At 68.1% G+C, this 26913-nt stretch carries 22 protein-coding genes and 1 pseudogene; 7 read left to right on the plus strand and 16 right to left on the minus strand.

The window, feature by feature from the left end; all coding sequences use genetic code 11:
- Positions 1-125 precede the first annotated feature (125 nt).
- Positions 126-443, plus strand: coding sequence for a hypothetical protein (locus ACYVE9_RS00710; RefSeq protein WP_461025689.1), 318 nt, complete (start codon positions 126-128; stop codon positions 441-443).
- Positions 444-553: 110 nt separating this feature from the next.
- Here ACYVE9_RS00710 and ACYVE9_RS00715 read toward each other — a convergent pair whose 3' ends face one another.
- The 6 genes and pseudogenes from ACYVE9_RS00715 to ACYVE9_RS00740 form a co-directional block, all read right to left on the minus strand.
- On the minus strand, positions 554-1243 hold the full coding sequence (locus ACYVE9_RS00715; protein ID WP_461025690.1) for a transposase: 690 nt from the start codon (positions 1241-1243) through the stop codon (positions 554-556).
- Between the two features lie 196 nt (positions 1244-1439).
- A pseudogene (locus tag ACYVE9_RS00720) lies at positions 1440-1748 on the minus strand (ISL3 family transposase); the annotation flags it as partial.
- Positions 1749-1773: 25 nt separating this feature from the next.
- Positions 1774-2781, minus strand: coding sequence for a recombinase family protein (locus ACYVE9_RS00725; protein ID WP_461025691.1), 1008 nt, complete (start codon positions 2779-2781; stop codon positions 1774-1776).
- A 333-nt stretch (positions 2782-3114) separates the two neighbouring features.
- A complete protein-coding gene (locus ACYVE9_RS00730; protein WP_461025692.1) occupies positions 3115-5142 on the minus strand; it encodes a M48 family metalloprotease in 2028 nt (675 codons plus the stop codon).
- A gap of 35 nt (positions 5143-5177) precedes the next feature.
- Positions 5178-5447, minus strand: a complete 270-nt coding sequence (locus tag ACYVE9_RS00735) for a hypothetical protein (protein WP_461025693.1) — start codon at positions 5445-5447, stop codon at positions 5178-5180.
- A 452-nt stretch (positions 5448-5899) separates the two neighbouring features.
- Entirely contained in the window at positions 5900-7933 is a 2034-nt protein-coding gene (locus ACYVE9_RS00740) for a DUF4158 domain-containing protein (RefSeq protein WP_461025694.1), read from the minus strand.
- A gap of 85 nt (positions 7934-8018) precedes the next feature.
- On the opposite strand from ACYVE9_RS00740, the gene ACYVE9_RS00745 reads away from it, so the two are divergent.
- Entirely contained in the window at positions 8019-8201 is a 183-nt protein-coding gene (locus ACYVE9_RS00745; protein WP_461025695.1) for a DUF4259 domain-containing protein, read from the plus strand.
- Positions 8202-8402: 201 nt separating this feature from the next.
- Here the strand turns inward: ACYVE9_RS00745 and ACYVE9_RS00750 are convergent, their stop codons facing one another.
- The 3 genes from ACYVE9_RS00750 to ACYVE9_RS00760 form a co-directional block, all read right to left on the minus strand.
- Positions 8403-9587 (minus strand): low temperature requirement protein A, encoded by a 1185-nt coding sequence (locus ACYVE9_RS00750; protein WP_461025696.1) that lies wholly within the window; start codon positions 9585-9587, stop codon positions 8403-8405.
- A 60-nt stretch (positions 9588-9647) separates the two neighbouring features.
- On the minus strand, positions 9648-9962 hold the full coding sequence (locus ACYVE9_RS00755) for a nuclear transport factor 2 family protein (RefSeq protein ID WP_461025697.1): 315 nt from the start codon (positions 9960-9962) through the stop codon (positions 9648-9650).
- A gap of 76 nt (positions 9963-10038) precedes the next feature.
- Complete coding sequence (locus ACYVE9_RS00760) at positions 10039-10803, minus strand: SDR family oxidoreductase (protein WP_461025698.1); 765 nt, start codon at positions 10801-10803, stop codon at positions 10039-10041.
- A 646-nt stretch (positions 10804-11449) separates the two neighbouring features.
- On the opposite strand from ACYVE9_RS00760, the gene ACYVE9_RS00765 reads away from it, so the two are divergent.
- Positions 11450-13474 (plus strand): prenyltransferase/squalene oxidase repeat-containing protein, encoded by a 2025-nt coding sequence (locus ACYVE9_RS00765; RefSeq protein WP_461025699.1) that lies wholly within the window; start codon positions 11450-11452, stop codon positions 13472-13474.
- A 149-nt stretch (positions 13475-13623) separates the two neighbouring features.
- On the opposite strand, the gene ACYVE9_RS00770 is transcribed toward ACYVE9_RS00765, so the two are convergent.
- From ACYVE9_RS00770 to ACYVE9_RS00785, 4 genes are read right to left on the minus strand one after another with little or no spacing between them, the layout of a single operon-like run.
- A complete protein-coding gene (locus tag ACYVE9_RS00770; RefSeq protein ID WP_461025700.1) occupies positions 13624-14514 on the minus strand; it encodes a class I SAM-dependent methyltransferase in 891 nt (296 codons plus the stop codon).
- The gene (locus ACYVE9_RS00775; protein ID WP_461025701.1) at positions 14504-16567 is read right to left on the minus strand and encodes a hypothetical protein; all 2064 of its coding nucleotides are present in this window, start codon (positions 16565-16567) and stop codon (positions 14504-14506) included. Before ACYVE9_RS00775 ends, ACYVE9_RS00770 begins: the two co-directional genes overlap by 11 nt.
- Positions 16568-16596: 29 nt before the next feature.
- Positions 16597-18015 carry a cytochrome P450 gene (locus ACYVE9_RS00780; protein WP_461025702.1) on the minus strand — a complete coding sequence of 473 codons (1419 nt, stop codon included), beginning with the start codon at positions 18013-18015 and terminating at the stop codon, positions 16597-16599.
- Positions 17999-19276: an FAD-dependent oxidoreductase gene (locus tag ACYVE9_RS00785; RefSeq protein ID WP_461025703.1), complete on the minus strand. Its 1278-nt coding sequence runs from the start codon at positions 19274-19276 to the stop codon at positions 17999-18001. The genes ACYVE9_RS00780 and ACYVE9_RS00785 overlap by 17 nt, the downstream gene beginning before the upstream one ends.
- A gap of 666 nt (positions 19277-19942) precedes the next feature.
- On the opposite strand from ACYVE9_RS00785, the gene ACYVE9_RS00790 reads away from it, so the two are divergent.
- Together ACYVE9_RS00790 and ACYVE9_RS00795 are read left to right on the plus strand one after the other, a co-directional pair.
- Entirely contained in the window at positions 19943-20974 is a 1032-nt protein-coding gene (locus ACYVE9_RS00790) for a hypothetical protein (protein WP_461025704.1), read from the plus strand.
- A 222-nt stretch (positions 20975-21196) separates the two neighbouring features.
- Entirely contained in the window at positions 21197-21445 is a 249-nt protein-coding gene (locus ACYVE9_RS00795) for a hypothetical protein (RefSeq protein WP_461025705.1), read from the plus strand.
- A gap of 133 nt (positions 21446-21578) precedes the next feature.
- On the opposite strand, the gene ACYVE9_RS00800 is transcribed toward ACYVE9_RS00795, so the two are convergent.
- Positions 21579-22598, minus strand: a complete 1020-nt coding sequence (locus tag ACYVE9_RS00800; protein WP_461025706.1) for a hypothetical protein — start codon at positions 22596-22598, stop codon at positions 21579-21581.
- Between the two features lie 335 nt (positions 22599-22933).
- Here ACYVE9_RS00800 and ACYVE9_RS00805 point away from each other — a divergent pair, with 335 nt between their 5' ends.
- Complete coding sequence (locus ACYVE9_RS00805) at positions 22934-24175, plus strand: hypothetical protein (RefSeq protein ID WP_461025707.1); 1242 nt, start codon at positions 22934-22936, stop codon at positions 24173-24175.
- Between the two features lie 369 nt (positions 24176-24544).
- On the opposite strand, the gene ACYVE9_RS00810 is transcribed toward ACYVE9_RS00805, so the two are convergent.
- Positions 24545-24991 (minus strand): hypothetical protein, encoded by a 447-nt coding sequence (locus ACYVE9_RS00810; protein ID WP_461025708.1) that lies wholly within the window; start codon positions 24989-24991, stop codon positions 24545-24547.
- A 33-nt stretch (positions 24992-25024) separates the two neighbouring features.
- Positions 25025-25477 (minus strand): helix-turn-helix domain-containing protein, encoded by a 453-nt coding sequence (locus ACYVE9_RS00815; protein ID WP_461025709.1) that lies wholly within the window; start codon positions 25475-25477, stop codon positions 25025-25027.
- A 334-nt stretch (positions 25478-25811) separates the two neighbouring features.
- Here ACYVE9_RS00815 and ACYVE9_RS00820 point away from each other — a divergent pair, with 334 nt between their 5' ends.
- Entirely contained in the window at positions 25812-25991 is a 180-nt protein-coding gene (locus tag ACYVE9_RS00820) for a hypothetical protein (protein WP_461025710.1), read from the plus strand.
- Positions 25992-26913: the final 922 nt, after the last annotated feature.

The raw sequence follows: 26913 nt of genomic DNA on the forward strand, positions 1-26913 counted from the left end.
GAGGACCAGGTTTCCCCGATCAGATACCCTGCGGCCATGGGGGCATAGGGCAGACTGCGTTAGAGAGCAACGACACGTCGAGGTCTGAGGGCCCGTCGTGGTGGAGGCAACTGGCGCCGGTGTGGGTGAACTTCATCATCGGGTTGCCCGCCATGGTGCCCTTGCACTCGGCATGGTTGCTGCTGACTGAGTACCGCGCTTGCACGTTCGACAACTCAGGGTTCGGGCAGACCCACTGCGGCAGTGTCGACATCATCGAAGGGGCGGGGTGGGCCAGGGCCGGCGTTGTTATTTTCGGCGGGCTTGGTCTGTTGCTGATCGTCGCCGTTGATGTGCTCTTTCCCGCGGCCTATGGGCGTCGGATCCGGCCGTGGCTACTTGGGATGCTCGTCATCCCGGCCCCCTATCTAACCGGCATCGCAGCACTGGCCATGCTCGGTTGAGATACCGCCCGGCAACCTCGTTCACCGACCGGGATCAGTGACAGGTTCCAGCCTCCATGTGGTGCTGAAACTCGATCCTGGTGCAGGTCTTGGGTGACGGTTGCGGGGAGTTACTGAAGCAAGGTCATCTTGCGCAACAGTTCGAATCCGGCTCGGCCGTAGAGCTGCCTTTTGATCTTCTTGATGCGGTTCACGGCGCCCTCGATGCTGCCGGAGCTCCACTCCAGCGTGAGTCCGGTTGTTACAGCGTCGAGGTCTCGGAGTAAGTGGTGTGCGAAGCCGGTGAGGCCGGGCAGCTGGCTGGCATCGACGGCCTCGATCCAGGCGGGGAGCGTGGCGCCGAGGCGGTTGCTGAGTATCTCGCCGAAGTCGCGGATGTGCCCGGCGGCTGTGTCCAGTTCGGGACAGCGGACCAGGACCTCCTTCAGATTGGCGCGGTCTTCCTCGTCCAGTGCCGTGGGGTGACGGGTGAGCCAGCCGGTTACCTGCCGCACCGTCGGCGGTCGGGGCGGTGGGCTGGCCGGAGCTGTGCGCAGGGTGGCGATGTGGGCGCGGACCATCTGGTAGGTGACGGGGGCGTTGTCGGCGAGGAGTTCACGGTGGAGGTGGGTGACGCTGGTGCATCCTGCGGCGAATCGTCGTTCCAGGTAGGGCTTGTAGGGGTCCAGTCTGCTGCGCCGGGGAGTGTTCTCGCGGATGGTGTCCTGCCAGCGGGCGGCGGTCGCGTACCGGAGCACGGTGTTGAGGCCCCAGCCCAAGTGCCGGGCGATCGCCCGGCGTGAGTGGCCTTGAGTGAGCATCTCGTGGACCAGTGCGTGTGCGGCCTTCTTGTGCTCGGCCCGTCGGCCGATGGGTTCGCAGTCGTCCTGCGGCCGACTGGACTCTGGGCTGATCGACTCCAGCAGTGTCCCCCCTGGGCGACGGGCTGCGCAGGTAGTCGCGGTGGGCGGCGACGCAGGTCTCCACGGCCCGGCCGAGGCCCTGCCACAGATGGAACCGGTCAGCGACCTGTAAGGCATCGGGGGCACCGCGCCGGGCGCCCTCGGTGTATGAGCCGGCCCGGTCCCGGCAGATGATCTCGACGCCTGGGTGACGGATCAACCACGCGGCCAGCGGCCCGGCTTCACGCGTCGGAAGCACATCGACCACGCGATGGGCTCCCACGCAGGTCAACACGGTGGAGTAGGTCTGGCCGCGACGGATCGCGAAGTCGTCCACGCCCAGCACTCGCGGCGTGCTGAACTGCGGATCAGGCACGGCCTCGGGGAACAGCGGTACAGCGGTTAACGCTAAGCCGGTGATCATGGGCTCGGTGCAGGTGGGAGCAGGTCTATCGCAGCTCGGCGTTCGGGTGGGGCTGGGCCTGGAGCCGTTCGCGTAGCTCGATCTCCTCGGCGGTGAGCGGCTCTTCGGGCTGGCGGATGCGTACGGGCTTCGGCCGCAGGGGCAGGCCGTCGTCCGCCGCGGCGGCCTCGGCTTCCGCCAGGGCCCGGTAGAGCGAGGCGACCGACGGGGACTTGCCCGCGTTCTTCCCGACCTTGATGGTGAGCTTCTTGGCGATGTCGGGGACGGGGACGCCTTTGTCCTTGAGCGCGACGGCGAAGGTGAGCATGTCGTCGTCGATGACCTTGGGGCGTCCGCCGTGGTTGCCCTTGGACGCGGCGATGACCTGGCCTTCGAGGGTCTTCTCCCGGATGTAGTTGCGCTCGATCTGCCCGGCCACGGCGAGGACGGCGAAGAACATGGCGCCCATGCCGTTGGGGTCGTAGATGCCGGTGAGCGGGCCGGTGAGAAGTTCGAGCTGGATGCCGCCGGCCTGGAGCTCGGCGGACAGCGTCATCAGCTCGGCCGCGTTGCGTGCGAGGCGCTTGAGCTCGTGCACGGTGAGGATGACGGACGTCTCCGGGGCGGCCTCCTTGAACTGGTGGGCCAGGGCGAGCGCCTTCTCCAGCTCGGGCCGGACCTTGACGCGGGTGCTGATCTGCTCCTTGAAGACCTTGTGGCACTCCGCACGGTGGAGGGCATCGAGCTGACTTGCCAGCTCCTGCCGGGCGGTCGACGTCCTCGCGTACCCGATGCGGACCGGGCGCTCGGTGCGGGGCGCGGGCACGACGGCGAGCGCCGGGCCCTGCTTCCACGCGCGGCCCGGGTGGCGGTCGACGGGGACGAGGATCTCCAATTCCTCGCGAAGTGCGGGGACGAGGACGAAGCGGGGCGTGTGGTACTTCGCGGCGGTCTTCCCGCCGCGGGTGCGGCAGGCGCTGCCGGCGGGCGCGTCACAGTTCGGGCAGTCATGACGCTCTACCGCAAGTGCTGCCTGATCGGGCGTGAGATCCATGCCGAGAGTCTCTCAGAAGTGCCTCGCACAACGTGCCGGTTTCGAGAGGACTTTTGCGAACGGCGACCTGCGGAAACGTGATCACGTTGGGGGCTCTCGCAGAACTCTCACAGATGAACATTTATGAGAATGGCCGTGCGCGACGTCCGTGGCCGGAGGCCGCCCGGTCGGCTGTCCGTAGGGGCGTGATTCGGGGCTTTAGGACGATCCATGACAGATCGTGCTTCAAGGCTGCGCCAGCCCGATGGTCGACTGACGCAGCATCGGCTCCAGCCTGCGAGGCTGAATAGGTGCAGGATTTGACGCAGATGCTCCTCGGCGCCCAAGGTCGCTTCAGCTACGCCGTGGTCCCAGTATTCCGGCGCGTTTGATGATGCTCTGGTTGCGGACGCTCATGGCGCCCATGGATTCCAAGGCCTCAGTGAATTCGTTCAGGGCGGTGGCGAGAAGGCGGCCACTGGCGCGGTCCAAGGCGCGGTCGCAGTTCGCGGCGCCGCGGGTGGCGTAGGTCTGGGTGCGCCGCCAGAAGGTCTGGGCCCGGGGGTCGGGTACGGGAAAGTACCGAGCGGCGTCGTGGGCGAAGCGGCGGAACTGCGCGCACTGGGCGCGAGTGCGGGACTCGTCGATGGCATGCGGGTTCTGGATGAGCGGCCCGAGCTCGCGGTTGATGGTGATGAAGCGTTGTTCCAGGCGGTTCCCGCCGTATACTTCCCAGGCGTATACCTGCAGGGCGCGGGTCTTGGGGGACGGGGTAGCGGGGGTCTGGTCCTGGGCGGGTGCAGCGGCGCGCGCCGTTGAGCGGCCCTCGCGCGCGTAGGTCACGCCGAACATCTGCCACCAGGCGAACCACGACACCAGCAGCACCGCACCGACCACCGCCCCCAGCACCACCATCGGCCGTATACGCCTTGGCCATGCCCTGGTCAACAGCCGGGCGCACTGGGCGGTCCACCAGCCGAAGGCCGCACCGGCGGCGAACGGGAACAGGAGCATTACAGGGTTGCCGGGCAGCCAGGTGTTGATCCCGGACTGGTAGGCCACCAGTTCCCCGGCGGTCATCCCGGCGCCCAGCCACATCCCGGCGCGTACACCGGAAGGCTCGCGCCGCCCGGTGAGCACAGCGTGCGCGGCCGCCCGCCACAGGGCAACGCCGGCCACTCCGGCGACCAGCGCGGCTGTCACCGCCCAGGAAGCCTCCTCCAGCAGCGGGATACCGCTCCGCCCGGAGTACAACCACACCTGGGCGTTGATCACCGGGGCGGCCACCCCAGTGAGGAACATCGGCAGCGCCCGTACGCCAAACAGCTCCGCAGGGTCGGCCAGCGCCTCCCGGCGCAGGTCCCACCGCGGATGGGTGCGCAACAGCTCCGCGAAGGACGCCCATAGCCGCCACACGCCGCGCTGCGCAGCAGCTCCGCCAGGGCTGGCCGCCTGGGCCGCCCAGTGGTCCGGGGTCGCGCCCCAGCGCACCGCAGTCAGGTCGGCGTGGACTTCCCGGGTGCGCAACACGTCCGCCCGCGCGAGGTGGACCAGCAGCACCAGCACGGCCGCAAGGCCGAGCAGCCGGGCTATGAGCAGCCTGGTGCTGTCGATACCCGCCATCGTCTCGGGCGCCAGCGGCGCACGTACTTCCAGAGCGAACAGCGCCATCCACACCGCCAGACTGAGCATCAGTGCCACGTATGGCAACAGCACAACGCCGAGGAATGCCCGCCACAACGCCACGGTGAGGTAGGTGAGGGTGACATCGCCGTTGCGGATATGCGCGAACTCGTGCAGTAGCACCGCGCGAAAGCCCTCCGGATCGGTACGCGCGCGTACCAGCAGACCGCCGTGCAGACACACCACTGGCCGCCTGTTGCTGCCGAACACCACCGCGCCGGCCGAGGCAGCCGTCGGATCGACGACCACTCGCGGCGCCCTCCTCAGCCCCGCCGCCGTAGCCAGTTCCGCCACCGCGCCCCGTACCGCGCCGTCGCCGTCCACCGCCTCCAGCGGGACGACCCGTCCCCGCCGCGCCTTCCACGCCGGTATCGTCCACATCAGTACGGCGGCGACCACCACCATCAAAAGCGGCCAAACCTCGGATACCCACCAGGGCGAGGTGTCCTTCGGGCCAAAGCGGGCCAGGCACTCCCGGTAAGCGCTAGTGTCCGCCTGCGGGACCGCTCCGCCGATGCGGGACGGGTCTCCCCCTGCGGCGAGTTCGCAACCATTCGTGCTGCCCGTGCGCGAGGTCGAAGCCGCACCGAACCCGGAACCCAGGGTCAGCATGGTCATAAGGGCGCTGCTCACCACGATCAGCACCACCAGCAGAATGAAGCGTAGCGTGGTGCCCGAGGGCATCGAGCGCTCGTCCACGCGCGGCAGTGTGAGGTGTCCCGTGGCCGTCACCATCACGGCCTCTCCGGCGCGCTGCCCTCGCTGCTGCCTCGTATGTCCGGTGGCGGATCACCACCCGCGCTGTCGCTCGTACCACCGTCGGCAGTTCCGCCCAACTCGCCTGGCGCTGCGGGCGGTACCACCTCCGTGGTGCCCAGCACAAGCCTGACCACCACCGCTTCGGCGACCGTCTCGGCACGCTCCCGCTCCAGGCCGCGCTGGGCCGCCACCTCCAGCACCCGCTGCCGCACCTCGGCCAGCTGCTCGGGGGTCAGCGGAGGCACTCTCGCCGGTTCTGCGTTTCGGCGGAAAACCCTGCGCAGTAGGCCCCTCGTCCCACGGAGCGTACGGTCCGCCGCCCGCTCGCCAAGCAGCCGTACGGTCTGGTCCAGCGCCAGCCACACAACCCCCGTAACCAACGCGGCAACCTCACCTGCCCCAAAGCCCAACGGCTCACGCCGCCGCCCGCCCCGGTGTCCTAACCTTCGCACGACCGTGGCGTCACTGAACCGAGCCAGCCCCTCCATCACGGGCACTTCTTCCTGCGCGACCCGGGCCACCACATCGTGTACCACTTCCCGCACGGTTCCTGTGTTCGTATGCTCCTCGTACGAGGCTGCCTCAGTCTCCATACTTGTCCCCCTGCGCCTTCTCGAAGTCCAGCCTGTCCACGCTAGCCCGGACGAGCCCGTCAGCATCAGCATTCGCCTCGCTCACTCCCGCGGGTCGACGCCGCCTACTCCTCGTCATCGTCGAGTTCTGGTGCATCAGGGTCGCGCAGCGGGCGCAGGGCGCCGGCGGCCGGGGTGGAGGCGGTGAAGCTGTAGCGGCCGAGCACGTTGAGGTTGCGGTGCTTGAGCGGGGAGAGCCGAGCGATGTCCTCCTCCCGGATTTCGTGGCCCTTGGCGCGGAGCTGGGCGACGGCGGCGTCGATGTACTTCGTGGTCCAGAGCACGATGGCGTTGAGGACCAGGCCGAGCGAGCCAAGCTGGTCCTCCATGCCGTCGCGGTACGCCTGGTGAATGGTGCCGCGCTTGCCGTGGCACACGTCCCGGGCCAGCTTGTGGCGGGACTCCTGCACGGTGAGCTGGCGGTTCATCTGCCGGCGGTAGGTGTCGTCGACCGGGTCGACCATCCGCATCAGGTGCTCGGTCTTGGCGATCCGCCCATACTCCGCGAACGCCTGCCCCGGCGGGGTGGGGTGGCCCTCGCGGCCGAACATCCGCAGCAGGTCGTAGGCACGGACCTGGTTGGTGACCAGGGAGCCTGCGACCCGGAGCATGTCCGGCCACCACGTCTCGATCTTCTTCAGGTTGACCCGGTTGCGGGCGAGTGGCTCCAGCACGCCATACGTCCCCGTCGCCTTGCGCCACGCGGCCGGCACCAGCTTGTCGTCGACCTCGCGCGGCAGCAGCGGCTTGTCCTTCACCCGCCGCCTCGCCAGCGCCGGCAGCCGCTTCACCCCGGCCAGCACCCGCGCACCGCCGGTCGACGCCGCCAGCGCCTTCGACTCGCCCAGCAGCGCCAGAAAAGGGCGCACCGTGTTGTAGCGGGTGGTCAGCGCCGCCCGCATCGCGACGTCGGCCGAGTCCTCGTCCTCGGGCACCAGGGAGACCACCAGCGCGGCCGCAGTCATCACCGACTCCCGCGGGGCGACCTCCTCGACCGCCGCCCACAGCGCCGCCGCGTCCAGGTCGGCGCCGTGCGTCTCCACCAGCTCCAGCTCCTCGAACAGCGCCTTCGCCGCCCGCGCGAGCGTCCGGGACGCCTTCTCCAGCTGCGGCAGCGCCGACAGGCGCTCCTTCTCCGTCGCCCGCTTCGCCGTGCTGAGCAGCCGGGTCGCCATCAGGACCTGGAACAGGTCCAGGGCCTCGTCGATGGCCTTCGCCTCCAGGTGCCGCATCACCGCGGTGAGCATCGCGGTGCGCTTGGGCTCCTCCGCCCGCTCCAGGCTCGCCGCCTTCGAGCCCAGCCCGTAGCGGGCCAGCGCGGCCAGCCGGTTCGGCGGCACCTGCGACAGCCGCACCCGGCCCAGCTGGAACGCGCCGATCTCATCGACCCGCTCCAGCGACCGGGCGAACGCCGTGCCCGTCGTCCGCGTCGGCCGCCGGCGCAGCCTCTCCAGCTCCGAGAACCGGGCGCCCTCCGGCGTCACCAAGGTGGCCACCAGGTCCCCGGGCAGCGCCGCGTCCGCCCGGTGCGCGGCCCTGGAGACCGTGGCGTGCAGCCGCTTCTCCGCGACCGTACGGACCTCCGACACCTTCCGGGCCAGCACCGACACCCCCGGCAGCAGCACCCGGTGCCGGCGCAGCCAGCCCACCGCCTGGTTGAACAGCGCCACCGGCCCCTCTGCGTGCGTCCACGCCCGGCCGTGCAGGAACGTACGGAACTTCCGCCCCCACTCCGCATCGTCGTACTCGTGGTACTCGTACGCGTCACGTATCTCCCACGCGTGCTCGTACGCCGTCGGCTTGCGCTCGGTGTACTGCTTCACGCAACTGACGTCCTCGATGTCGAGCTGCTCCCCGAGGTACTCCACCACCGCCCACGGAACGTCCAGCGGGTCGTCCGGGAGGAACCGGCCGATGTAGCGCACGGTGCACATCTGAAGGGCGAACCCAAGCCGGTTGTGATCACCGCGCCGCTTCGCGATGAGCTTGCGGTCCTCGTCGTCGAGGAAGAAGAACCGCTCCAGCTCCGGCCGGGTCGGCTCCTCGTTGAACTTCCCGTACGAAGCCGCCTGCTCGTCGGTCAAGAACTCCACTGGCATGGACCTGACGCTAACGACGCCCGCAGCCGCTCAACGATCTTCCGCCGAACCCCCGCGCCAAGCCGATCGCCTGTGCTAGAAGCCCATGATCACCGGCTTAGCGTTAACCGCTGTACCGCTGTTCCCCGAGGCCGGACTCGCACTGGACCGGGTTCTCCAGGACGGATCAGAAATGGCAACCGGCTGGGTGGACAGCGCCGACGCCGAACAATGGCGCCAGGAAGTACGACAGATCCTCCAGGCACTCGAAACGCCTACTGGTCACTAATCGTGACCGCTTTACGGAACTTGCGCCAGAGCCCAAAAGAGGCCGTCCTAGACACCTGCCCTATGGGTGTTGAGCTGTGTGCCGTAGGGCAGCGGTGCCGGGGCCATGTTGCTGATGCCCGCAGGTAGGGACGCGCGGTCCAGTTCGGAGCGCCACACTCTGCGGGGGCGCGGCGCAGGGCGACCAGCCGGGGGGTTCGTCTCAGGTGTGACAGGCCGCGGCCGCGGCGCGTGCCCCCACGACGAGGGTGGTGGCGATGAGGACTGTCGTGAGGACTCCGGTGATGAGCACGGGGGTGGGTGTGAAGGTCGCGGCCAGGATCGCGAGGACGGCGGTGGGGTGGATGATGTCGTTCGCGGTGCGTACCTCGGAAGCCCGGTGGTGCAGGAGCCAGACGACGGTGATGTAGATGGCGACGGGGATGGTGTAGGCGGCTGCGGCGGTGTGGTCGGTGAGGTGGCCGTGGCCGGTGGTGTGGGCGACGTTGAGTGCGAGTCCGGCGCCGACGGCTGCGGCGGAGGCGAAAACGGCGTAGTGGCCGTAGCCCCACATCAGGGCGGAGCGCAGGCTGATGAGCCTTCGGGGCGCGTCCTGGGCGAAGTAGTACCACCACAGGGCGAAAACAGTGAGGATGCCGCCGATGACGAGGGTGGCGATGTCACTGAGCGCGGCGTCTCCGTCGAGGGCGGTTCGGACGGCGACCGTGGCTGCGGTGATCGACTCGCCGAGGACGATCAGGGTGAACAGTCCGTAGCGTTCGGCGATGTGGTGCGGGTGCCACGTGGTGATGGCTGCCCGCTCGGCCCAGGCCGGGACGGCGAGTTCGGCCAGGGCCAGGACCGCGAACACGGTAAGGCCGCCGTCGCCGGGAAGAAACAGGCGTGCAACCCAGCCGACCTGGACCAGGAAGACGCCGGCTGCGTAGCGCAGGCAGGTGGTGCGGCGGTCGGGGTCGGAGCGCGCGGCGCGTAGCCACTGGGTGACCATCGCGAGGCGCATGACGACATAGCCCCAGGTGATGACGGTGAAGTCCTGGTTCTGGAGGGCTTCGGCCGCACCGGCGGCCATGATCAGGGCGCCGGTGATCTGGACCAGAGTGAGGACTCGGTAGGGGACGTCGTCGGTGTCGTAGGCGGAGGCGAACCAGGTGAAGTTCATCCAGGCCCACCAGATCGCGAAGAACACCAGGGCGTATCCGAGGATGCCGTGGCCGATGTGTCCTTCGGCCAGTTCGTGCTCGAACGCCACGGCTGCCTGGGCGACGGCGGCGACGAAACACAGGTCGAAGAAGAGTTCCAGGGCGGTCGCGCTGCGATGCTTCTCATCCCGTGGGCGGGCGGTCATCGGCCGGTGCCAGGCGCCGGCGATGAAGGGTGTCTGGCTCATGGGCGTGGGATCCCTGTGGTGCGGTGAGGAGCGTGGTGGCGTCGGCGGGGGTGGTCCGGTTCAGGCTTGGCCGGTCTCGAAGCGGCTGATCCTGCCACTGGTGACGGTGAAGGCCCACCGGGTGCGCATGGCTCCCCAGGCGGAGTTGGTGTAGGTGGCAACCAGGGCCCGCCCGTCGGGAGACACGCTCTCCACGTCCATACGCCCGTTCGAGGAGAAGATCTCTTTCTCGGTCCAGTCGGTGATGTCTCGGTCGGTTCCGTCGTCGGACATGGTGGCGTCCGGCGCGAGAACGGAAAGGAACGCGTCCTTGTCGCCTGCGTTGACCGCGTCGACGAACGCGGCCACGGTCGGGTCAGGGAACTGGACGGCCATGGGAAGCCTCCGCAAGGAGTCGGATGTGAGGGCCCGGCGGGTGGACGGCACGGCGCCCCCGCCGGGCTGGTGCCGGTCAGCGGGTGGTGTAGCCGCCGTTGAGGAAGAGGGTCTGGCCGTTGGCCCACCAGCCCTCGGTCAGCAGGTGCCGCACCCACGGCACGATGGCCTCGATCTTGGTGAGGTCGCCGTTCATCGCGGAGGACTTGTGGTAGGCGACGGAGTCGTCGTCCTCGGCGGGATAGAAGAATGCCGTGTCCATCGGTCCCGGAGCGATGGTGTTGACCGAGATGTTCCGGCCGAACAGCTCCTTCGACAGGGCGCGGGTGAAGTGCTCGACCGGCGCCTTGCTGCCCGCGTACGACGAGTACAGGCCCGTGTACGCGGCGAGTAGCGACGTGACGATGGTAATGATCTTCCCGCCGTCTTCGATACGCCGGGCGGCCTCGCGCATCACGAAGAACGCGGCCTTGGAGTTGACCGCGAACATGCGGTCGTACTCCTCCTCCGTGATCTCGGTCAGCGGCTTCTTCAGCACCATGCCGGCGGTGTTGATGCTGTAGTCGAGCTTCCCGAACCGGTTCACGACCTCGTCAAGGACCCGCTCCACCTCGGCGACCTTCGTCAGATCACCCTGAATCGCGAACGCCTCGCCCGGCCCCTCGTTGATCTGCGCGACGACATCTTCGGCCTTGGCCCGCGAGGAGTCGCTGTTGTAGTGCACCGCGACCCGGGCGCCTTCCGCGCCGAGGGTGGTGCTGATCAGTCCGCCGAGGTTGCGGGACGCGCCGCCGACGAAGGCGACCTTGCCGCTGAGCGTCTTGTCCGGGGTATCGACCATGGATGCCTCCTGCGTTGTGCCGAACGGGAAGGGCACGGCCCGACGGACACCGAGGCCATGCCACGCTCAACAGAAACACCGCAGCGAACTGTGCGCATCTTCGACGCTCAGACCGTCACGGCCATGAACCGCACGAGGTATCCCATGGATCAGCCTGCCGATCGCGCCGCGCCGAGCACGTCGACCCCCTTGCCGCCGCCGAACCCCTGCCCGCCGACTGGTCCACCTGCGTCGACCTCACTGGTGCCCTCACGTACTGGGGCCGCGACGTCGCGGGCCTTGTCGCCGTGCTGCGCACCCGGCGGCGGTGGTCACCACCGAGAGCTCGGGACGCCCGTGTGTTGCCGACCTTGGTCCCGCATCGGAGGTGGTGTTCGGATTTGGATGAGGTGGTCCGCCCTGCTCCCATCGCTTCCAATGGGCTTCCTATCGGTGTGCTCCAACGCGCGCTTCCTCCGAGCGTCCGTGGCCGTCGCATGCGCTGTTCGACGCAGGTTGACCATGGTGCCAGCTGTGGGCGCGGCCCCCACGATCGCTACCGGTGTCGCATGCTCCTCTTGCGGCTCTGCCTGTCTCGAACAATGGTGGGAGAGAAGTGGCTGCTGCGCGTCCGCAGCAGCTGTGGTGCTAGTGGGAGAGCAGCCGTATGAGAGCACCGCCGGAGGCCACTGACGATCAGGTAACCCTGCCCTGCCGAGTTCAGCACACGATTCATGCCGCTGGCGAGGCCCTGGCTCGCCGTCAGCAAGCGGACGGGAGTTGGCTCGCCGAGTACAGCGGGCCCACCTTCCTGACCCCGATGTTCGTCCTGGCGCACTCAATCACGCGGACCCCCTACGATGCGGATCTGGCCGGTTCCCTGGCCTCGCAGATGCGTCATTACCGTAATGCGGACGGCAGCACGGGCCTATACGCGCAGGGCCCGGGCACCTTGTTCAGCACCGTGTTGAACTACACCGCCTTGCGCTTGCTGGGCGAGAGTCCTGGTGAGCCTGACATGACGGCCATGCGCCGGTGGATCCACTGTCAGGGCGGGCCACTGCGCGCAGCCCCCTGGGCCAAATTCTGGCTGTGTCTGATCAACCTCTACGACTACCGCGGCCTGGATCCGCTGCTGCCGGAACTTTGGCTCTTGCCGCGTCGGCTTCCTCTGCATCCCAGCCGACTTTACTGCCATTCCCGGCAGCAGCTGCTGCCCATGAGCTGGCTCTACGCTCACCGGGCTACCGTGCCGGCTGATGACGTGATCCATGCTCTGCGCATGGAGCTGTACGAGCGGGACTACGAGCACATCCCGTGGCGCGAACATCGCGCCACGATCGCCTCCAGCGACGACCTGCAACCCGCTTCCTGGCTCGTTACCGCCGGCGCCGCAGCCGGACGCCTCGTTGACACGTGCGTGCCGCAGCGCCTCCGACGCCGGGCCCTCGATCATGTCCTGGCTCATCTGAAGTACGACGGCCAGCACTCCTCTGGTCTCCACATGAGTTCGAGCGCGGCGGCACTGGCCGCCGTTGTCGACCACTTCTGCGACCCGGCAGGCGAGACGGCCCAAAGAACTCTTAGCCGACTGAGGGACTACCTATGGCACGGACCGCACGGCGCGGACGTGCAAGGATGCGAATCCACCCAGGTCTGGGACACGGCACTGGCCGCGCAAGCACTCACCGCAGCCGACAAAGCTGGCCCGCATCTGTCTGTTCCTGCCCTGCCCAGGGCCCTGGCCTATATCCGTGCCAGCCAGTTGACCGACGATCTGCCCCAGCCGGGCTCCTTCCACCGCGAACGCCGCGCCGGTGCTTGGCCCTTCTCCACTCGGGCGCACGGCTGGCCAGTGAGCGACTGCACTGCGGAAGCCCTGCAAGCTCTGCAAACCGACCTGCCTGAGACGTCCACGCAACGCCTTGCGGTACCCACGTCCGTCACCGCGGACCTACTGCTCTCCTGGCAGAACCGCGACGGTGGCTGGTCAAGTTACGAACCGGAACGCGGACCACGCTGGCTGGCCCGACTCAACCCCATGCACGTGTTCGCTGACTGCATGATCGAGCGGTCCTACACCGAATGCACCGCCAGCATCCTCAAAGCCCTCAATGCCTATAAAGACACCTTCTCTCCGCCTCTGCGTCACCGGATCGAGACCGCCACTGCCTCCGGACGCGATTTCCTGCTCGATGCCCAGTGCCCTGACGGTAGCTTCGAAGGCAACTGGGGTATCTGCTTTACGTACGGCACCTGGTTCGGTGTCGAGGGCTTGCGCGCTGCAGGCCTCGACCACGACCATTCCGCGCTCGTACGTGCCGCACGATTCCTGCGAAGCATCCAATTCCCCGATGGGTCCTGGGGGGAGAGCCCCGCCTCCAGCCTCAACGGCCGTTACGCAGCCTCACTTCATGGTAGTCCCGTCCAAACTGCCTGGGGCCTCCTAGCGCTGTGTGCCGCCGGGCAAGCCACCGGCATCGCCGCCCGGGCCGCAGTGCGGTATCTCATTCAGCAGCAACTCCCCGACGGCAGTTACCCCAAAGGCCCATACACAGGAGTCACCTTCCGCACCCTCGCCCTGCGCTACGACAACTATCGGTACTACTTCCCGCTCTGGGCTCTCGCGGAATGGACAACAGCCCAGTTGGATGTCCCCACGGTCGCGCCTGGTCGGGGACCCGCCACCTGATGCGGCCACGCTCCGCCCCCACTCCTTCCAGACGAAGAGGTTTGAGGCCGGACAGGGGGGATCTACGAGTTCCGGCCGACTGCCCCGAACGGACGGAACTCCACCGGCAACGCACCCGCGTGGGAGCAGGCGGGGCAAGAGCAGCGCGGTCAGAGGCCGGAAGGATCCGGGCGCTTCTCCGCTTCCCATCGTCCGATGGTGAATTTGCCGGCGCGAGCCCCTTGATAGAGGGCTTTTGCACCGCTGCTCATGAAGGCGATGACCGGGTCGTTCAGACCGTGGGCGAGTCGGTCATGGCGTTCGAGTAGGTCCCAGGTGCGGTGCATGTCGGCAGGGGATTCGACGGGTGTCACTTGTGGTTCGGCAAAGCCGGCCTGACGCAGGCGCTCGTCGAGCTGGGTCGGGGTATCCAGGTCCGGAATACCGTGGTATTGGCAGATGGGCTCGATGTATTGCTCGTGATCCGCGAGGTCAAGGCTGTCGGCGGCAAGCCAGTCGTATCCGAGGTATCGGCCACCCGGCTTGAGGACCCGGAAGGCCTCCGTGTGGACTTGGAGCTTGTCAGGCATGTGGCAGATCGCCTCGAAGCTGTAGCAGACGTCGAAGGTCGCATCGGGGAAGGGCAGCCGAGTGGCGTCGCCTTCGATGAATTGCACCGGGAGGGCTGGGCCGATGCGTGCAGCTCGTTCCCGGGCCTTGGTGATGCGCAAGTGGCTGAGGTCGATGCCGACGACCTGGGCGTTGGAGTGCTGGGCGATGGTGACGGCTGGGCCGCCGACGCCGCTGCCGATGTCGAGTGCCCATTGGCCCGTAGTGAGTCGAGCGCGGTCCGCGAGAGCACGTTCGCTGCGGGCTTGGGCGGCGGCCAGCGTTTCGTGGGGCCGCAGCGGCGGAAAGTGATGCGAGTCGCCCCAGCCCGCCTGGCAGATGTCGTTGACCAGCTCGTAGTAGGTCGTGACCATCTCCGTGGTGTGGTGATGGCGGGTGTGCGGGCTGGAGACGAGACGTTGGAGGCGTGCAAATTGGGGTTCAGCTGTCATGACGAGCTCCTGGGTCGCTGGGGAGGTGGGCTGTGTGCGCAGCAGGGCTGCCGACCGGAAGTTCCGGGCCGGGGTGCGTAGCGAGCCAGCGGCCGAGAGCCCAGAGCGGGAAGTACTCGCGGTAGAGGCGGTAGTCGAGCATGGCGGTGCCGAAGAAGACACCGGTGGCTGCGGTCTGCGGCCAGCTTCCGCCGGGGAGTTGGCGGTCGCAGAGCCAGGCGATACCTGATAGGACGGCTCGGCTGCGGCCGCCGGTCAGCTCAAGGAGCGCGAGGAGCGCCCAGGCGGTGCTGACGGGTTGGCTGGCGGCGCCAGGCACGTAGCGGTTGTCGATGCAGCCGGTGTGGTCCTCGCCCCAGCCGCCGTCCGGGAGCTGAATGCTCTCCAGCCACCAGCCGGCCCGGACGAAGCAGGGGTGAGTGCGTGGCACTCCTGCGGCCAGCAGGCCGCGGACCGCCAAGAGGGTGCCGTAGATCCGGTTGACTCCCCACGCTGCGGGCCAGGATCCGTCTTCTTCCTGCTGGGACAGCAGGAAGGCGCGGGCTTTGCTCAGTGCTCTGTCGCATAGCTGTCGTTGCGTGCTGTCGCCGCGCTCACGCAGTTGCGCCAGGGCGACGGCGGCCGAACCCGTGCACTCCGTGTAGGAGCCCTCGACCATGCAGTGGGTGAACATTTCCGCCGGGTTGAGGTACTCCAGCAGGCGCGGTGCTCGGCGGGCCTCGTATGTGCCGAAGCCCCCGTCGCGGTTCTGCCGGGCCAGGAGGAACTCCGTTGCGGCGGAAGCATCGAAGGAGGGGGCGGCACGGCTTGCGCTGGCTCCGGCGAGCAGAGCGCCGACGGCTTCGGCGGTGCAGTCGCTGACCGGCCATCGATGGCCGCCTTCGGAGAAGCACCAGCCGCCGCGGACGGGTGAGCGGGCCGTCAGGCGGGGTGTGGGGATCTCCTCGGTGATCTGTGCGCCAGTGAGGAAACGGTCGGCTCTTTTGACTGCCCGGAGCGTTTCCGGGCAGGGTGAGTGGTCGGCGAGGAGAGCCTCAACGGCGAAGGCGGTGTCCCAGGTCTGGGAACGGGCCCCGGCATAGCGGGTTCCCTCATGCGGGTCGGTCCAGCGCCAGTAGTCGAGGGCCTGCAGTGAGCGGTCGACCTCGTCGGGCTTCTCACCGCTGGAGTGCAGGACCAGGATATCGAGCAACGAGTTGACGGGGGACAGCCCTAGGCGGCCGGCCACCGTGTGCTCGTGCTCGACCCGCGCACGGCAGCGATCCAGTGCGCGGCGGCGCAGCGCAAGGGGAGGGCGGGTCTCGTAGGCGGCCAGGGCTCGTTGGAGCAGCCGCAGCGAGACGGTGGGAGAGACTGCCGCGTCGATGCCGATGCGGTGACGGTCACTGCGCCGCAGCGGGCGGTCGAATAGTTCCCTGCGCAGATCCTCGACGACTCCGCCCTGCGGTCCTTGGAAGCGGGTCCCGTACAGGTAGGTCATGGCCTGGGAGATGGTGCGTGTGTGGCAGTAGAGGCGGTCGGGATGGATGGGCAACCACTTCGGCAGCAGGAAGAGCTCGGGCAGAAGGGGGTGCATGGCCCGGTAGTCGAAAAGGCCCAGCAGCGCGAGCCAGAACTTCCCCCAAGAGGGAATGGCCGCGACCCCGCCCGGCTGGGCGCGCAGCCACCGCCGCGCGGGGCGGCACAGGGGATGGTCGGGAGCGAGGCCTAGCAGGCGCAGGGCGATGTAGGCCAGGCTGGTGCAGTAAGGCGACGGTCCCGCGGAGGCGGAGTGCAGCCCCCAGCCTGTCTGCCGGAGGCGCTTGACCCGGTAGTGCTGCACGATCGGACCGACCTCGCCCGGTGGTAGCGGTCTGCCCAAGAGATGCCTGGTGATCACATATTGCGAGAGGATCATGACGCTCCAGGCCATCTCGCCTTCCCAGGAACCGTCGAAGCCCTGGAGGGACAGCACACGCTGGCGTGCCAGGCGGTGGACCGACCGGGGATCTGCAGCCGACCGCTGACGATCGGTGGCGTATCCCAGCGCGTTTTCGGGGGCGGACAGGCCCATGGGTTTCTCCTCTGTCGCACGAACCGTGCCTAGCCCTGCTGCCGTCTGCGGTAGCGCAGGATGCAGGGATCCGACGGCTCGGAGATGAACGCCGTGGAGTAGGACGGCCGGTGGGGGGCGCCGAGGAGCTGCAGGTCGAAGCGCCGGAGCAGGACGCTCCAGATCGCTTTGACTTCCTGCGTCGCGAAGGCGAACCCGATGCACCGGTGCTTGCCCCCGCCGAAACCGATCAAGCGATACGGACCCAGATGTTCTTCCCGGCCTGCGGCGAACCGGGTCGGATCGCAGCGCGCCGGGTCGGCGAAGACCGACTCCATCCGATGGGCCGCGGAGGGGGACACCATCACGAGCGTGCCTTGGGGAATGTGATGCCCCTCAAGGATGAAGGGCGTGCGGGCCTTACGCATCAGGACCATCGTGGGTGGATGGAGCCGTTCCGCCTCCCGGATGCAGTGCCCCATCAACTCCATACCGTGCAGCTGCTCCACCGTCAGCGGGCCCCTGGGGGATACGACGCGCTCCTGCTCCTCAAGCAGCTGGGGCAGCATCCCCGCCTGCTCCAGGAGCACCACACCCGCCCACGAGGCGAGGCCAACGCTGTTGTGCACTCCTGCGAAGGTCATCGAGATCAGCATCCCGATCACCGTCTCGTCCGGCGTGAGCTGTCCGCTTGCAGTCCGCGACTCCAGCAAGTGCTGCAGCAAGTCCTGCTCCGGTGCATCCGAAGATCTCCTGCGCGCGTCAATGACCTGCTGCAGTTGCTGGGCAATGTGCCGACGCGCACGGTCCCTGCGCCGAAAAGCCGGCAGAGGCAGCCGTACGTCGAGCAGCCCGGCCAGTCGCATGCCGCTCGCCAAGTCGCGGTAGCGGCTGATGGTGTCGGGGCCCGTGGTCCGGTGGATCTCACGACCGAGCAGGCAGCGGCTGCTCACAGCGGCGACGAGCTCGGCAATCGCAGGAACGAGCCCGATTTCCCCTTCGGGCCCCCATCCCTCGATGCACTCGTCGATCACGGTTTCCATGAGGGCGGGATAGCGGCGGAGGTGAGGCGCCGTGAGGTGCTGCGCCAGCAGACCCATCTGGCGGTCCATCTCCTCGGGCTCGGCATCGAAAGCGATGCCCGCGCCGAAGATGGGCTTCATGAAGGGGTAGGCGTCGCCCGGATTCAGCGTGCTGTCCGCAGCCTTGAACACGGTTTCATGCGCCCTCGCACCGCAGGCGAACACCACCTGCTGGTCCATCAGACGGAAGCGGAACAGGTCACCTGCATACGCCCGTCCCGCTTCCAGAAAAGCCACGGGATCCTTCCCGAAGGCCACAGAGTTCCCCAGCAGGCGAGAGCCCTGTGGCAGCGCAGGGATGGCCTGCCAGGGCTTGATCTGGTCCTCAAGGGCGGCAGAAGGCGTGGTTCTTGCCCCGTGTCCGGGCCGGTCAGCTGACGTGGTCACGTGGCGCTCCCTCGGTATAGGGCGGATGGGTGCGACCGAGCCACCCGCCCCAGGCGAGCAGTTCCCGGATCCGGCGGGACAGGGCGGGGAGGTTCGATTGGCCGCTGCCGGTCAGCGCGCGTCCGGCAGTGCGTGCGAAGGTCGTCGCCAGCGGCCACCTGCGGGTGTCCAGAAGTGCCAGCTGCCGCATCGCCTGCCGGGCGCGTACAGGGCTGCTGCGCCATTCGGCGAAGAGACTGCGGCGTAGATCCGCCGACAGGGCATCGGGCGCAAGGAAAAGTCTGCCGAGTACAGCGGAGACGTGCGTCGGAGCCCAGGAGGTACTGCGGCTGCGGCGGCGGTAGGCGCCCAGGTGGGGAGTCTCTGCCAGTTGCTCGGCGTCCAGGAGGGCGAGGGAGAGGCCGTGGGCGGCCAGCGGATGGTTGTGACCGACGGCATCGCCCACGAGAGCCCAGCGCCCGCGGCCGTGGAAGTCGCGCGGCCGGTAGGTGTTGGACGCCCACTGGACCAGCCGCGAGGTCAGGGCGATCCGGGCCGCCGGCCGGAGTGCACCAGGTAGGTGCGGCAGGTACTCCTCCAGCAGATGACGTATCAGGGTCTGTCGAGAAGGCCCCGGCATGGGGATGTCGAAGGTGATCCTGATCCTGTCGGGAGTGAGGCGGAACAGGAGGATCGGCCCCGGAGCACCGAGCACGACGTGACCATAGCCCTCCGCTGGCAGCGTTGCGAGGGGTAGCACGATCCCTGCCGTACGGCTCAGCTTGACCGGTGCGCTTTCCGTCGGGCAAAGAGCCCGGCGGACGGCGGAGCTGCGGCCTTCTGCACCGACGACGAGGGCTGACCGGTAATGGCCGTCGGTGGTCTGCGCGAGGCCGTGCTCGGTGGCCGAGAGCAACCGGTGCCCGGACAGCAGGGTAATGCCCCGGTGGTCGACCACCATCCTGAGCAGCGCGGCAGTCAAATTCTGGTGCGGCATGCTCAGGGCCCTGGCGCCGGGGTGCTCCAGCGTGATGGGCCGCTCGCCGTCTGGAGGGTGGACGATGAAGCCGCGATGGTGCGCACAGGCAGCGCCGTCGAACTCGACCCCCAGACGCCGCAACGCGGCGACGCCGGTGGGATGAATCCACTCACCGGACAGATACGGCTGCCGGGCTGGACCGGGGTCCACCAGAAGCACCTCGGCTCCTCGTCCGGCAAGCCCCAGTGCGCTGGCACAACCGCCCGGGCCTGCTCCGGCCACCAGCACGTCGGGGTTCTCCACGGTGCGGCCTTCCCAACTTCTAGGGCTCTGTCCCGGGCGGACGAGCGAGCTGAACGCGGCACCCGGGGCTTTTGCACGCCACATCCGACGCTACGAGAGATGGCACTCGCGAGTACCAGTCAGTTACTCCAGATGCCGCGTTCTCGCACGCCTTGGGCACCTGCCGGCGCCAGCTGTCCCGTATACGGGATCAACGTTCGAGGCTATGCGCCGACAAGGGGAGAAACCGTCAACGCTCCAGCTCGCCGGCGACTGCGCTCCGACCGTCGCCAGGGTCCCGGCCCCATTCTGGGATCGCGCGTGCCCGGCCGGTTGGCAGGAGAACAACCCCGAACCGATTGGGGCCGCGGTCCGGAGTCTCTGGTCAGACGACTCCGGCACGTGGCCCATCAGGGCATTGGCGGCCGCCGACCTGGCTGTCGTAGGAGAACCGAGGGACCTGTCGAGCAGGCGCGCCGGTAGAGCGCACAACGATCAGGATTGACCTTTTGTCGCCGGTCGACCACTTTGTGGCCTTGCCAAGAAATGCGCAGCTACCGATGCTGTGGGCGGCACCCAGGCATCACCGAAAGGAACCAATTCATGGCGCACCGTAAGGTCTATCTGGCGGTAGGCAGGACGAACACGCGGATCTACCGCTTCGACCCGATCGACGGGGACACCCGTGTGGTCGAGAAGGTGCCTGCGTACAAGGACGGTTACACCGCCATGGGCGCGCAGTACCGGGGTGATGACCAGGAGCCCCTGCTTTTCGCCGTCAGCGGCAACCGGCTGGTCACCATCGACGTGGAGGCCGGCACGGTCTCGGACAAGACCGTCGCAGGGCTGCCGGGCGGGCTGAAATGGTACGACGGCGACATGGACGACGACGGGAAGAAACTCTTCGTCGCGAGCGGCCCCGACGTCCCCAGCTACATGATCGACGTGGTGGCCCGGACGGCGACAGAGGGGCCTCGCCCGGGCTCCGGCCGGTGGGACGACTTCGCCCACCACCCGAAGGACGGCCGACTGATCTCGGTCGAAGGCGACAACGGCGACCTGCTACACGTGGACCCCCGGAAGAACCCCATGAAGACCGTGCTCAGAAAAGGTGTTTTTCCCCCTGCCGAGGCCAGCAAGTCCAGCGGTTCCCGGAAGTCCTACTCGGCCACGTTCTTTGACTCCGCCGGCCACTTCTACGCCGTTGACTCCGCGGGCAACGTCAACCACCTCGACCTGAGCGGCAGCACCGTTCCCGACCGTGCCGAGCGGATCGGGAAGGGGAAGATCCCCGTCGACGGCCTGGAGGTCGTGAACGGAGCCGGACGCATTACACCGATGCCGGTACCTCCCAGTTACGACGAGATCCGTGTGACGAAGAAGTCCTCCGGATCGTGGCAGAGCTCCGATCCGCAGGGCAAGGTGTACAGCGTCGAGCTGACCGTCACCGCTGCGAGCAAGGCCGGAGGCGAGGGGAAAGAGACACGCAGGTTCCGGATCTCGTTCGACCTGCGAACGGCGCGCGGGGCGAAGGTTGTGGCGTCCGGTGTCGACGTCACGCACGAGGACGGCAAGGTGTACATCGACTCCCAGACAGATCAGCTGCTGACAGCGGGGAACTCGCGGCCCATCGCCGTACAGATCACCGTGCCGGGCGACCCCGCCAGGCTCCCGAGCGAGTATCCGCTCGACGGGCTGAGGGCCACACGCCTGGCCTGACACCTGCCCCGGAGCCGGTTGCGCCACTCGCTCGCGGCGGAGACCTCGGGGGAGCCAGCGTCGTGCACAGCACCAGACAGCTTTCCGCTGCCAGGCGCCCCATATACGTCTGCCCAGGTCGGCGGCCGCGACGGGGTCGGTGACGTGCCCGATGGTGGACAGCAACATCAAGGCGACCGGTTGGTCCAGGGGCCGGGCGGGGCCAGGACGGTGTCGGGGTCGGTGAGGTCAGCGTCGATGTGCGGGGTGCCGGTGAGCCCCGCCCGCACGCCTTCGCAGCTGGTAGCCCGCTACAAGTACACCGTGCCCGGCCTGGACGTCGATGCCTGGATCGGCGAGCACGCGCCCGACTTCGACCTGGAGGCCTGGCGCTCTGCCCACGAAGAACGGCAGCAAGTTCAGGCAGCCAACCGCGAGGAGCAGCGGCGCAAGGAGCGGGTGCGGCGCAAGAAGCCCAAGGGCCGGACCTGACGCGTTGACCTGGCGGCCGGTCGATGTGCTGGTGCTCGCTCTCCGCTCCGATGCCTGCGGCCTGGAGCCAGCCTGGGTGACCGTCAAGGTTGCAGCGAGCCGGGGAATACCGCACGACTCGAATAGGGGCTCTTCACCAGTTGTCTGGCTCGGGTAGCCACCCAGCGACAACGGGGCGCTGGTTCCAAAACCTGCCGTCGGTGTCGGGCCTTGTGATCGGTAGGGCCAGTTTGAGTACGGCAAGGCGCTCTATGGGGTCCGGGCCTTCAGCGATGATTTGCGTCAGGTCCTCCACGGAGTAACGGTAAGTGGTCGGCAGGCCCACGGCCTCGACTTCCTCCGCGCTGGAAAGGCGGAACCCGCACAACCGGCACAGCAGGCTTTCGGCCGCCAACTCCAGGTCGAACAGCGCGGTGTCCTTCCCTACGGCCAAGAACAAAGCGGCGGCTTCTCGCTCACAGGCAGGGCACTGGCTCAGCGTCTGGAACAGCGCCCTTGCGGGACCGACCTCGACCACTAGCAGCCCGCGATCACCCACAGTCTGCGCAACGTCGTCGACTACACCCGCGGGAAGGGAACCGAAGCGCGCCCGAAACCGATGCTGTGCCTGACCCATTCTCAGCCGCACCGCTTTCTGCAGGCGACCCGCCCTGTCGTCCAACACCACCTGCGCCGTGTCCGACCAGGACTCCCAGAAAGAGCCGCGGCCCCGCCCCGCGTGCAGCAGGAGCTTGTCCACCGTCGCTGTGAAGGTCCCCAGGTAGTCCTCCACATCTTCTGTCCCGAGGTGAGCGACACCGTTGCGAAGCTCGATCAGACCATCCAGATCGTCAGCCTCCCTACTAGGCCGCTGCGGGAAGACGTCCATCTTCCGCAGCCGACCGATCGCCGTAGCCGCGCCGATGGTCCTGAGACGGGTCGGCGGCTTGGATACCGCACCCGCGAAGTGCAGCAGCATGTCGTCCTTCCCGCTCACCTCGGTGAGCAAGGTGGGGTGGACAAGGGCCAAAGCCGCCTTCGCCAGGCGCTCGACGCTGACGCCAGCGTGTAACAGGAAGACTTCCTGCTTCTCTTCGGCGTGGGCTTCCATCGCGAGGTGCGCGAAGTATTTGCCGCCCTCGTAGAGACGATCGAACGTGATCGGCGATTCCATTACGGGACAGTACCGACCACCCACGGCGGAGCGGGACGAACTCCTGATCGGAGGTGCGCAGCAGGAGGCGCACTCCCGCCGCATCCTGGCGCCCTCAGTCCGTAGACACGTCGTGGCCACCGGTGGCCAGCAGACGGCCACGCCTGCCGCCCCGCTGCGCGCCCGATCCGCGTGCAGAGCGCCCTCGCCGCACGAACGGGTGAACTCCGCACCGAGGACATTCGCTGCCTACCTCTTCCGGGCGACACCGTGTCAGTCCCGGTTCCTACCGTCCCTTCTGTGACCACTTCACCGCGTCACCTACGGGGGCGCGTCTGTCGAAGGGCGGCCCCCGAATGAGTCTCAAGAGCGGAGTCGACAACCCGCGCAGTCCGCTGCGCCGGTTCCTGGACCGTGAACTGTCCGCCGGCGCCAAGCCGCTGAGGGAGTCCTTTCGGTCCCAACACCGCACAGACCGCGTCCTGATGCCACTCCCCGGTGTCGGCACCGAGGCCGGCACCGCCGGGACAGCAATCGACACTCGGCTGCGTCTCGCCTTCACCACAGTCGCACCCGTGGACCTGGCGGCCGCGATCGGCATCCAACAGACCGGCCGCCACTACCAAGGCGCGGGCCTGCGGATGCGCGCCGTCGGCAACGAGCTCGCCTCGCGACTGACGCATACCGTCCACGCCCTGGACCTCGCCAACCGCAACACCCCCATCGACCGCGCCCACGATGAGGAGGAAGCCCTGGCCCGCCTCCTCATCGCCGCGGCCTGGTACCAGGTCCTCGCCCGCAACCCCTTCGGGTTCGAGCACACCCCGCTGTATCTCGCAGCGCGCGAGGACCCCGGCTCCTTCACCCTTGATCGGCTCCTCCTGCTCCCTCACCGCGACCTGGTAGCCGACATCGTCGCGCAGCTCCACCAGGCCGCTGACGGCCCCCTGCACCCCCTGCGCGCCCGCACTCGCCCCGAGGACTGCACGCCCGGCCCCACGTTCCCCGGCACCCCCATCACCGCCGACGCCGACCTCGTAGTTGACGGCCTCCTCATCGACTTCAAGAGCGACAGGCACCCGCACCGCTTCCCCAAGGCAAGCGCCTGGCAGCTACTGGGCTACCTGCTGCTCGACACCGCAGACCGCTACCGCATCGACACCGTCGGCTTCTACCTCTCCCGCTCCACCGTCCTGGCCACCTGGCCGGTGGAGGAATACCTCGACCTGCTCGGCACCTGCCACCGCGACCTCACATCGCTGCGCACCCTCTTCGTCGAACTCCTCGCTGGGTGCCGCGCCGACGTAGAGCCGTACACCTCGCAAGACGAAGACCGCGTGCGGCGACTGCTCCAGAAACTGGCCCCGGTCATCGAGGCCGGCCACTGCCCCACCTGCGCCCAGCCGCTCCCCGAGTCCAGCCGTCGTCCACGCAAGTTCTGCACACCCTGGTGCCGCGGCCGCGACCAGACCATGCGCCGCAGGGGCCTTCTTCCCGGCGGCTCTGTCCCAACGTTGCCGCGCCCGCTGAAAGAGCGGCTGGAACCCCGTGAAGGCCGTCAGATTGTGAGCCTCACGCCCGTTGGGCGCCGCTGCTGAGACCAATCGTCGAACCTGCGCGGCCCCCACTGGCGACGGCAGCAAGGTGACCACAGCGCTACGCGAGGCGATGGGTGCTGCTCGTGGCTCGGGCGGGCCGGCCCGGCCGGTGCCGCACCGTCAGCGGCTGTACAACATCGCAGGCCTGTGATGTTCCGGGCGAGATCTATGCAGAGCTGCTGCATCGATCGGCCACGGCCAGGTCAGTCGTGGATTGTTCTGGAGGGGTAGAACAAACCGGTTCACCTGGTGCTACCACCTATCGGTCTTGAGTGCCGCTGGCCAGCAGCTTCTCCCTTGGGGGCGGAGCATCGCCCCTGGGCGCCCGAGAACGGCGCCGTGCCGAAGGGGCACGGCGCCGTGTGGTGGTCAGTGCACGCGTTTGAGGCGGGGCGGCTTGGTGATGGATGTGACGTTGCCCTTCGCCTTTGCTTCGGCCTTTCGGGCCTTCTCGTCCAGGTGCAGCTGAAAGCGGCGTTCGTACTCGTCCTCGAAGTCGCCGACATCCAGCCGCAGGTCCCGGGGGAGAGCCTTGAGCGCCCGATGCTGTTCGCGGGGGTCGTTGAAGGCAGCAATCGCAGGGTGGAGCTGGAAGCGGCTGCGGCGGACCACGGTGACGAGCCGGGCGGCGACCAAGTGCGGCATGGCCAGACTGATCGTGCCGCGTTCCAACGCGAGACCGGTGGCGAGTTCGTCGTGCGTGGCAACGACCAGGCCGCCCAGCTCCTGCTCGCTCATCATGTACAGCAGCAGGGTGTAGGCGGTAGGAGGCAGCCGCGGTACGTACGCGAGACCGTTGAAACCGCCCCACAGCACGTTGCGGCGCGGAACCCATTCCTCTGCGGGACGTCATGACGTGGTCTTCCCTTCCCCATCCGGCTCCTCGCGCACTTCCAGCTTCGCGCCAGGAGCCGCCATCGCCCGGAACGCTTCGGGTGCGTCCGGGTCCTCCATGATCTCGCGCAGCAGATCCAGCTGCTCCACCCTGTCGCCCATACCCGTCTTGGAGCGCTTCTTCTCGCCCTTGCCCGGCTCCCTGAGCCCACCCCTCAGCGAGGCAGCCGGGTTCAGCTGGTAGAGGCCCCGCTGGAGCTTGCGAAGCGCCCCGTCGGCCTTCAGGACGTTGAAGACGCGGCTGATGTGGGGACGGCTATATCCAAGGGCCTGAGCGACGTCCACGTGTGTGGCCTCGATCAACCCGCCGGGCTTCTGCGATCCCATGAGGGTGAACAGCACCACGAGGACGAACCGGTCGTCGTCGTACCGGACGGCGGCCCAGCGCATGAACTCCAGGCTGTCCATGGAGAACGCCTCGCCGACGAATGTGAATGGGTGGGGTGGTGGCACTGGATGGGCGTCAGCAAGGGCGGGGAGGGCTGGCCCTGCTCATACTGCGCAGTGAAGTGATCATGGCTGTCACGAGGTGACTGAGCTGCTGTCGTCAAGCGCCTATCGCGAGGATGGGGGGCTGCCATGGGCGTGCCTGTTCACAACCCCGTCCGGGTCTCTGTGGGTGTGGTGTGTGGGGCTGTCAGGTCGGCGTACAGGGCTGCGTGGTGGGGTGTTGGATGGACTCGTGACTGTTTACGCGTACCTGGTAGAGCGCCCTGATGACGTAGCGGCCCCTGCTGGCCGCGTGGCTCTGGGTGGAGGGACCCGCGTGCTGCCGCCGGGCTGGGACACCTGCGCCCTTGCCGGGGAGTTGTGCCGTGAGGCCCGCGTTCTCCACCGCTACACCACCGGACCGATCCGCTGCTCAGTGTGGTCCGCCGACGGTGTCGAGCAGTTCGAGTACGGCCGCGCCACCACCCGCTGAGTACCGGTGCGAGCCGGCGCCCGGTGCGAGCCGGCGGCCGGGCCGTGGCGGCTGCGGCTGGGGTGGTTTGCCGGGGGGGTCGCTCCGGTGGCGCTCCTGTGCGTGCATCAATTTCGGGTGTGGCAGGGGCTTTTCCGGGGGTGGTTCGGATTCGGGGTGCGGGTGGTTTCCGGGGTGGTGGGTGGCCATTCCAGAGTTGGTCTACGGGTCGTTTTTGATACACACTCAGGACGTGGCGGTCCGGGCGTTGTTGGCGGGGTCCGGCTATTCGACGTGGTGCCGACGTGCTGCGCCTCCTGGCCGTGGTGCAGCTCGGGTGTCCGGCCGCCTGGCCGTGCGCTGGCCGGGCCTGCGAGCCGGCGGGTTGCCCGGGGGCTGTGGTCGCACGGTGCGGCGGGTGCTGTGGCAAGGGAGTTCCGGGCTGTGGCAAGGGGAAACGGGGTGTGGGGCTGCCGGGGTCAGCAGACCCGCCGCACCCCTGCCGCAGTCCTCCCGTGCTCCCGGGTGTGGCAGGGCGAGTTGCGAGCCGGCGGAAGCGAGCGCGGGCATTCGCGTTGAGCGGGCGGTGAATTGGCGAATCCGCCAGGCGAAGAGTGAAAGGCGAGAGTGAATTACCCGGCCCATATCGACCGGGGCCGGTGAGGCTCGGTTGTGGCAGCCTGGGGTTCCTCGGGGTGGCTGGTGAGGGGCCGTGCTCTGCCGGGGGGTGTGGCTCGTTTTCCCCAACTGTACATAGTGCATCACTTTGATACACCTGGGCCGGACGGATGGGCCAGCCCCCGGGTAGTCGAGCCTGCGAGCAGCACCCGGCCACCCTCCCTCGTGGCCCGCTTCACCCGGCGGAGCCGGGTGCCGGCCTCGTGCCCGCGCAGCGGGTGCGGGGTTCACGATTGGGAGCGGAGCGGACAACTGTGCAGGCAGC

Source organism: Streptomyces sparsus (assembly GCF_054776295.1).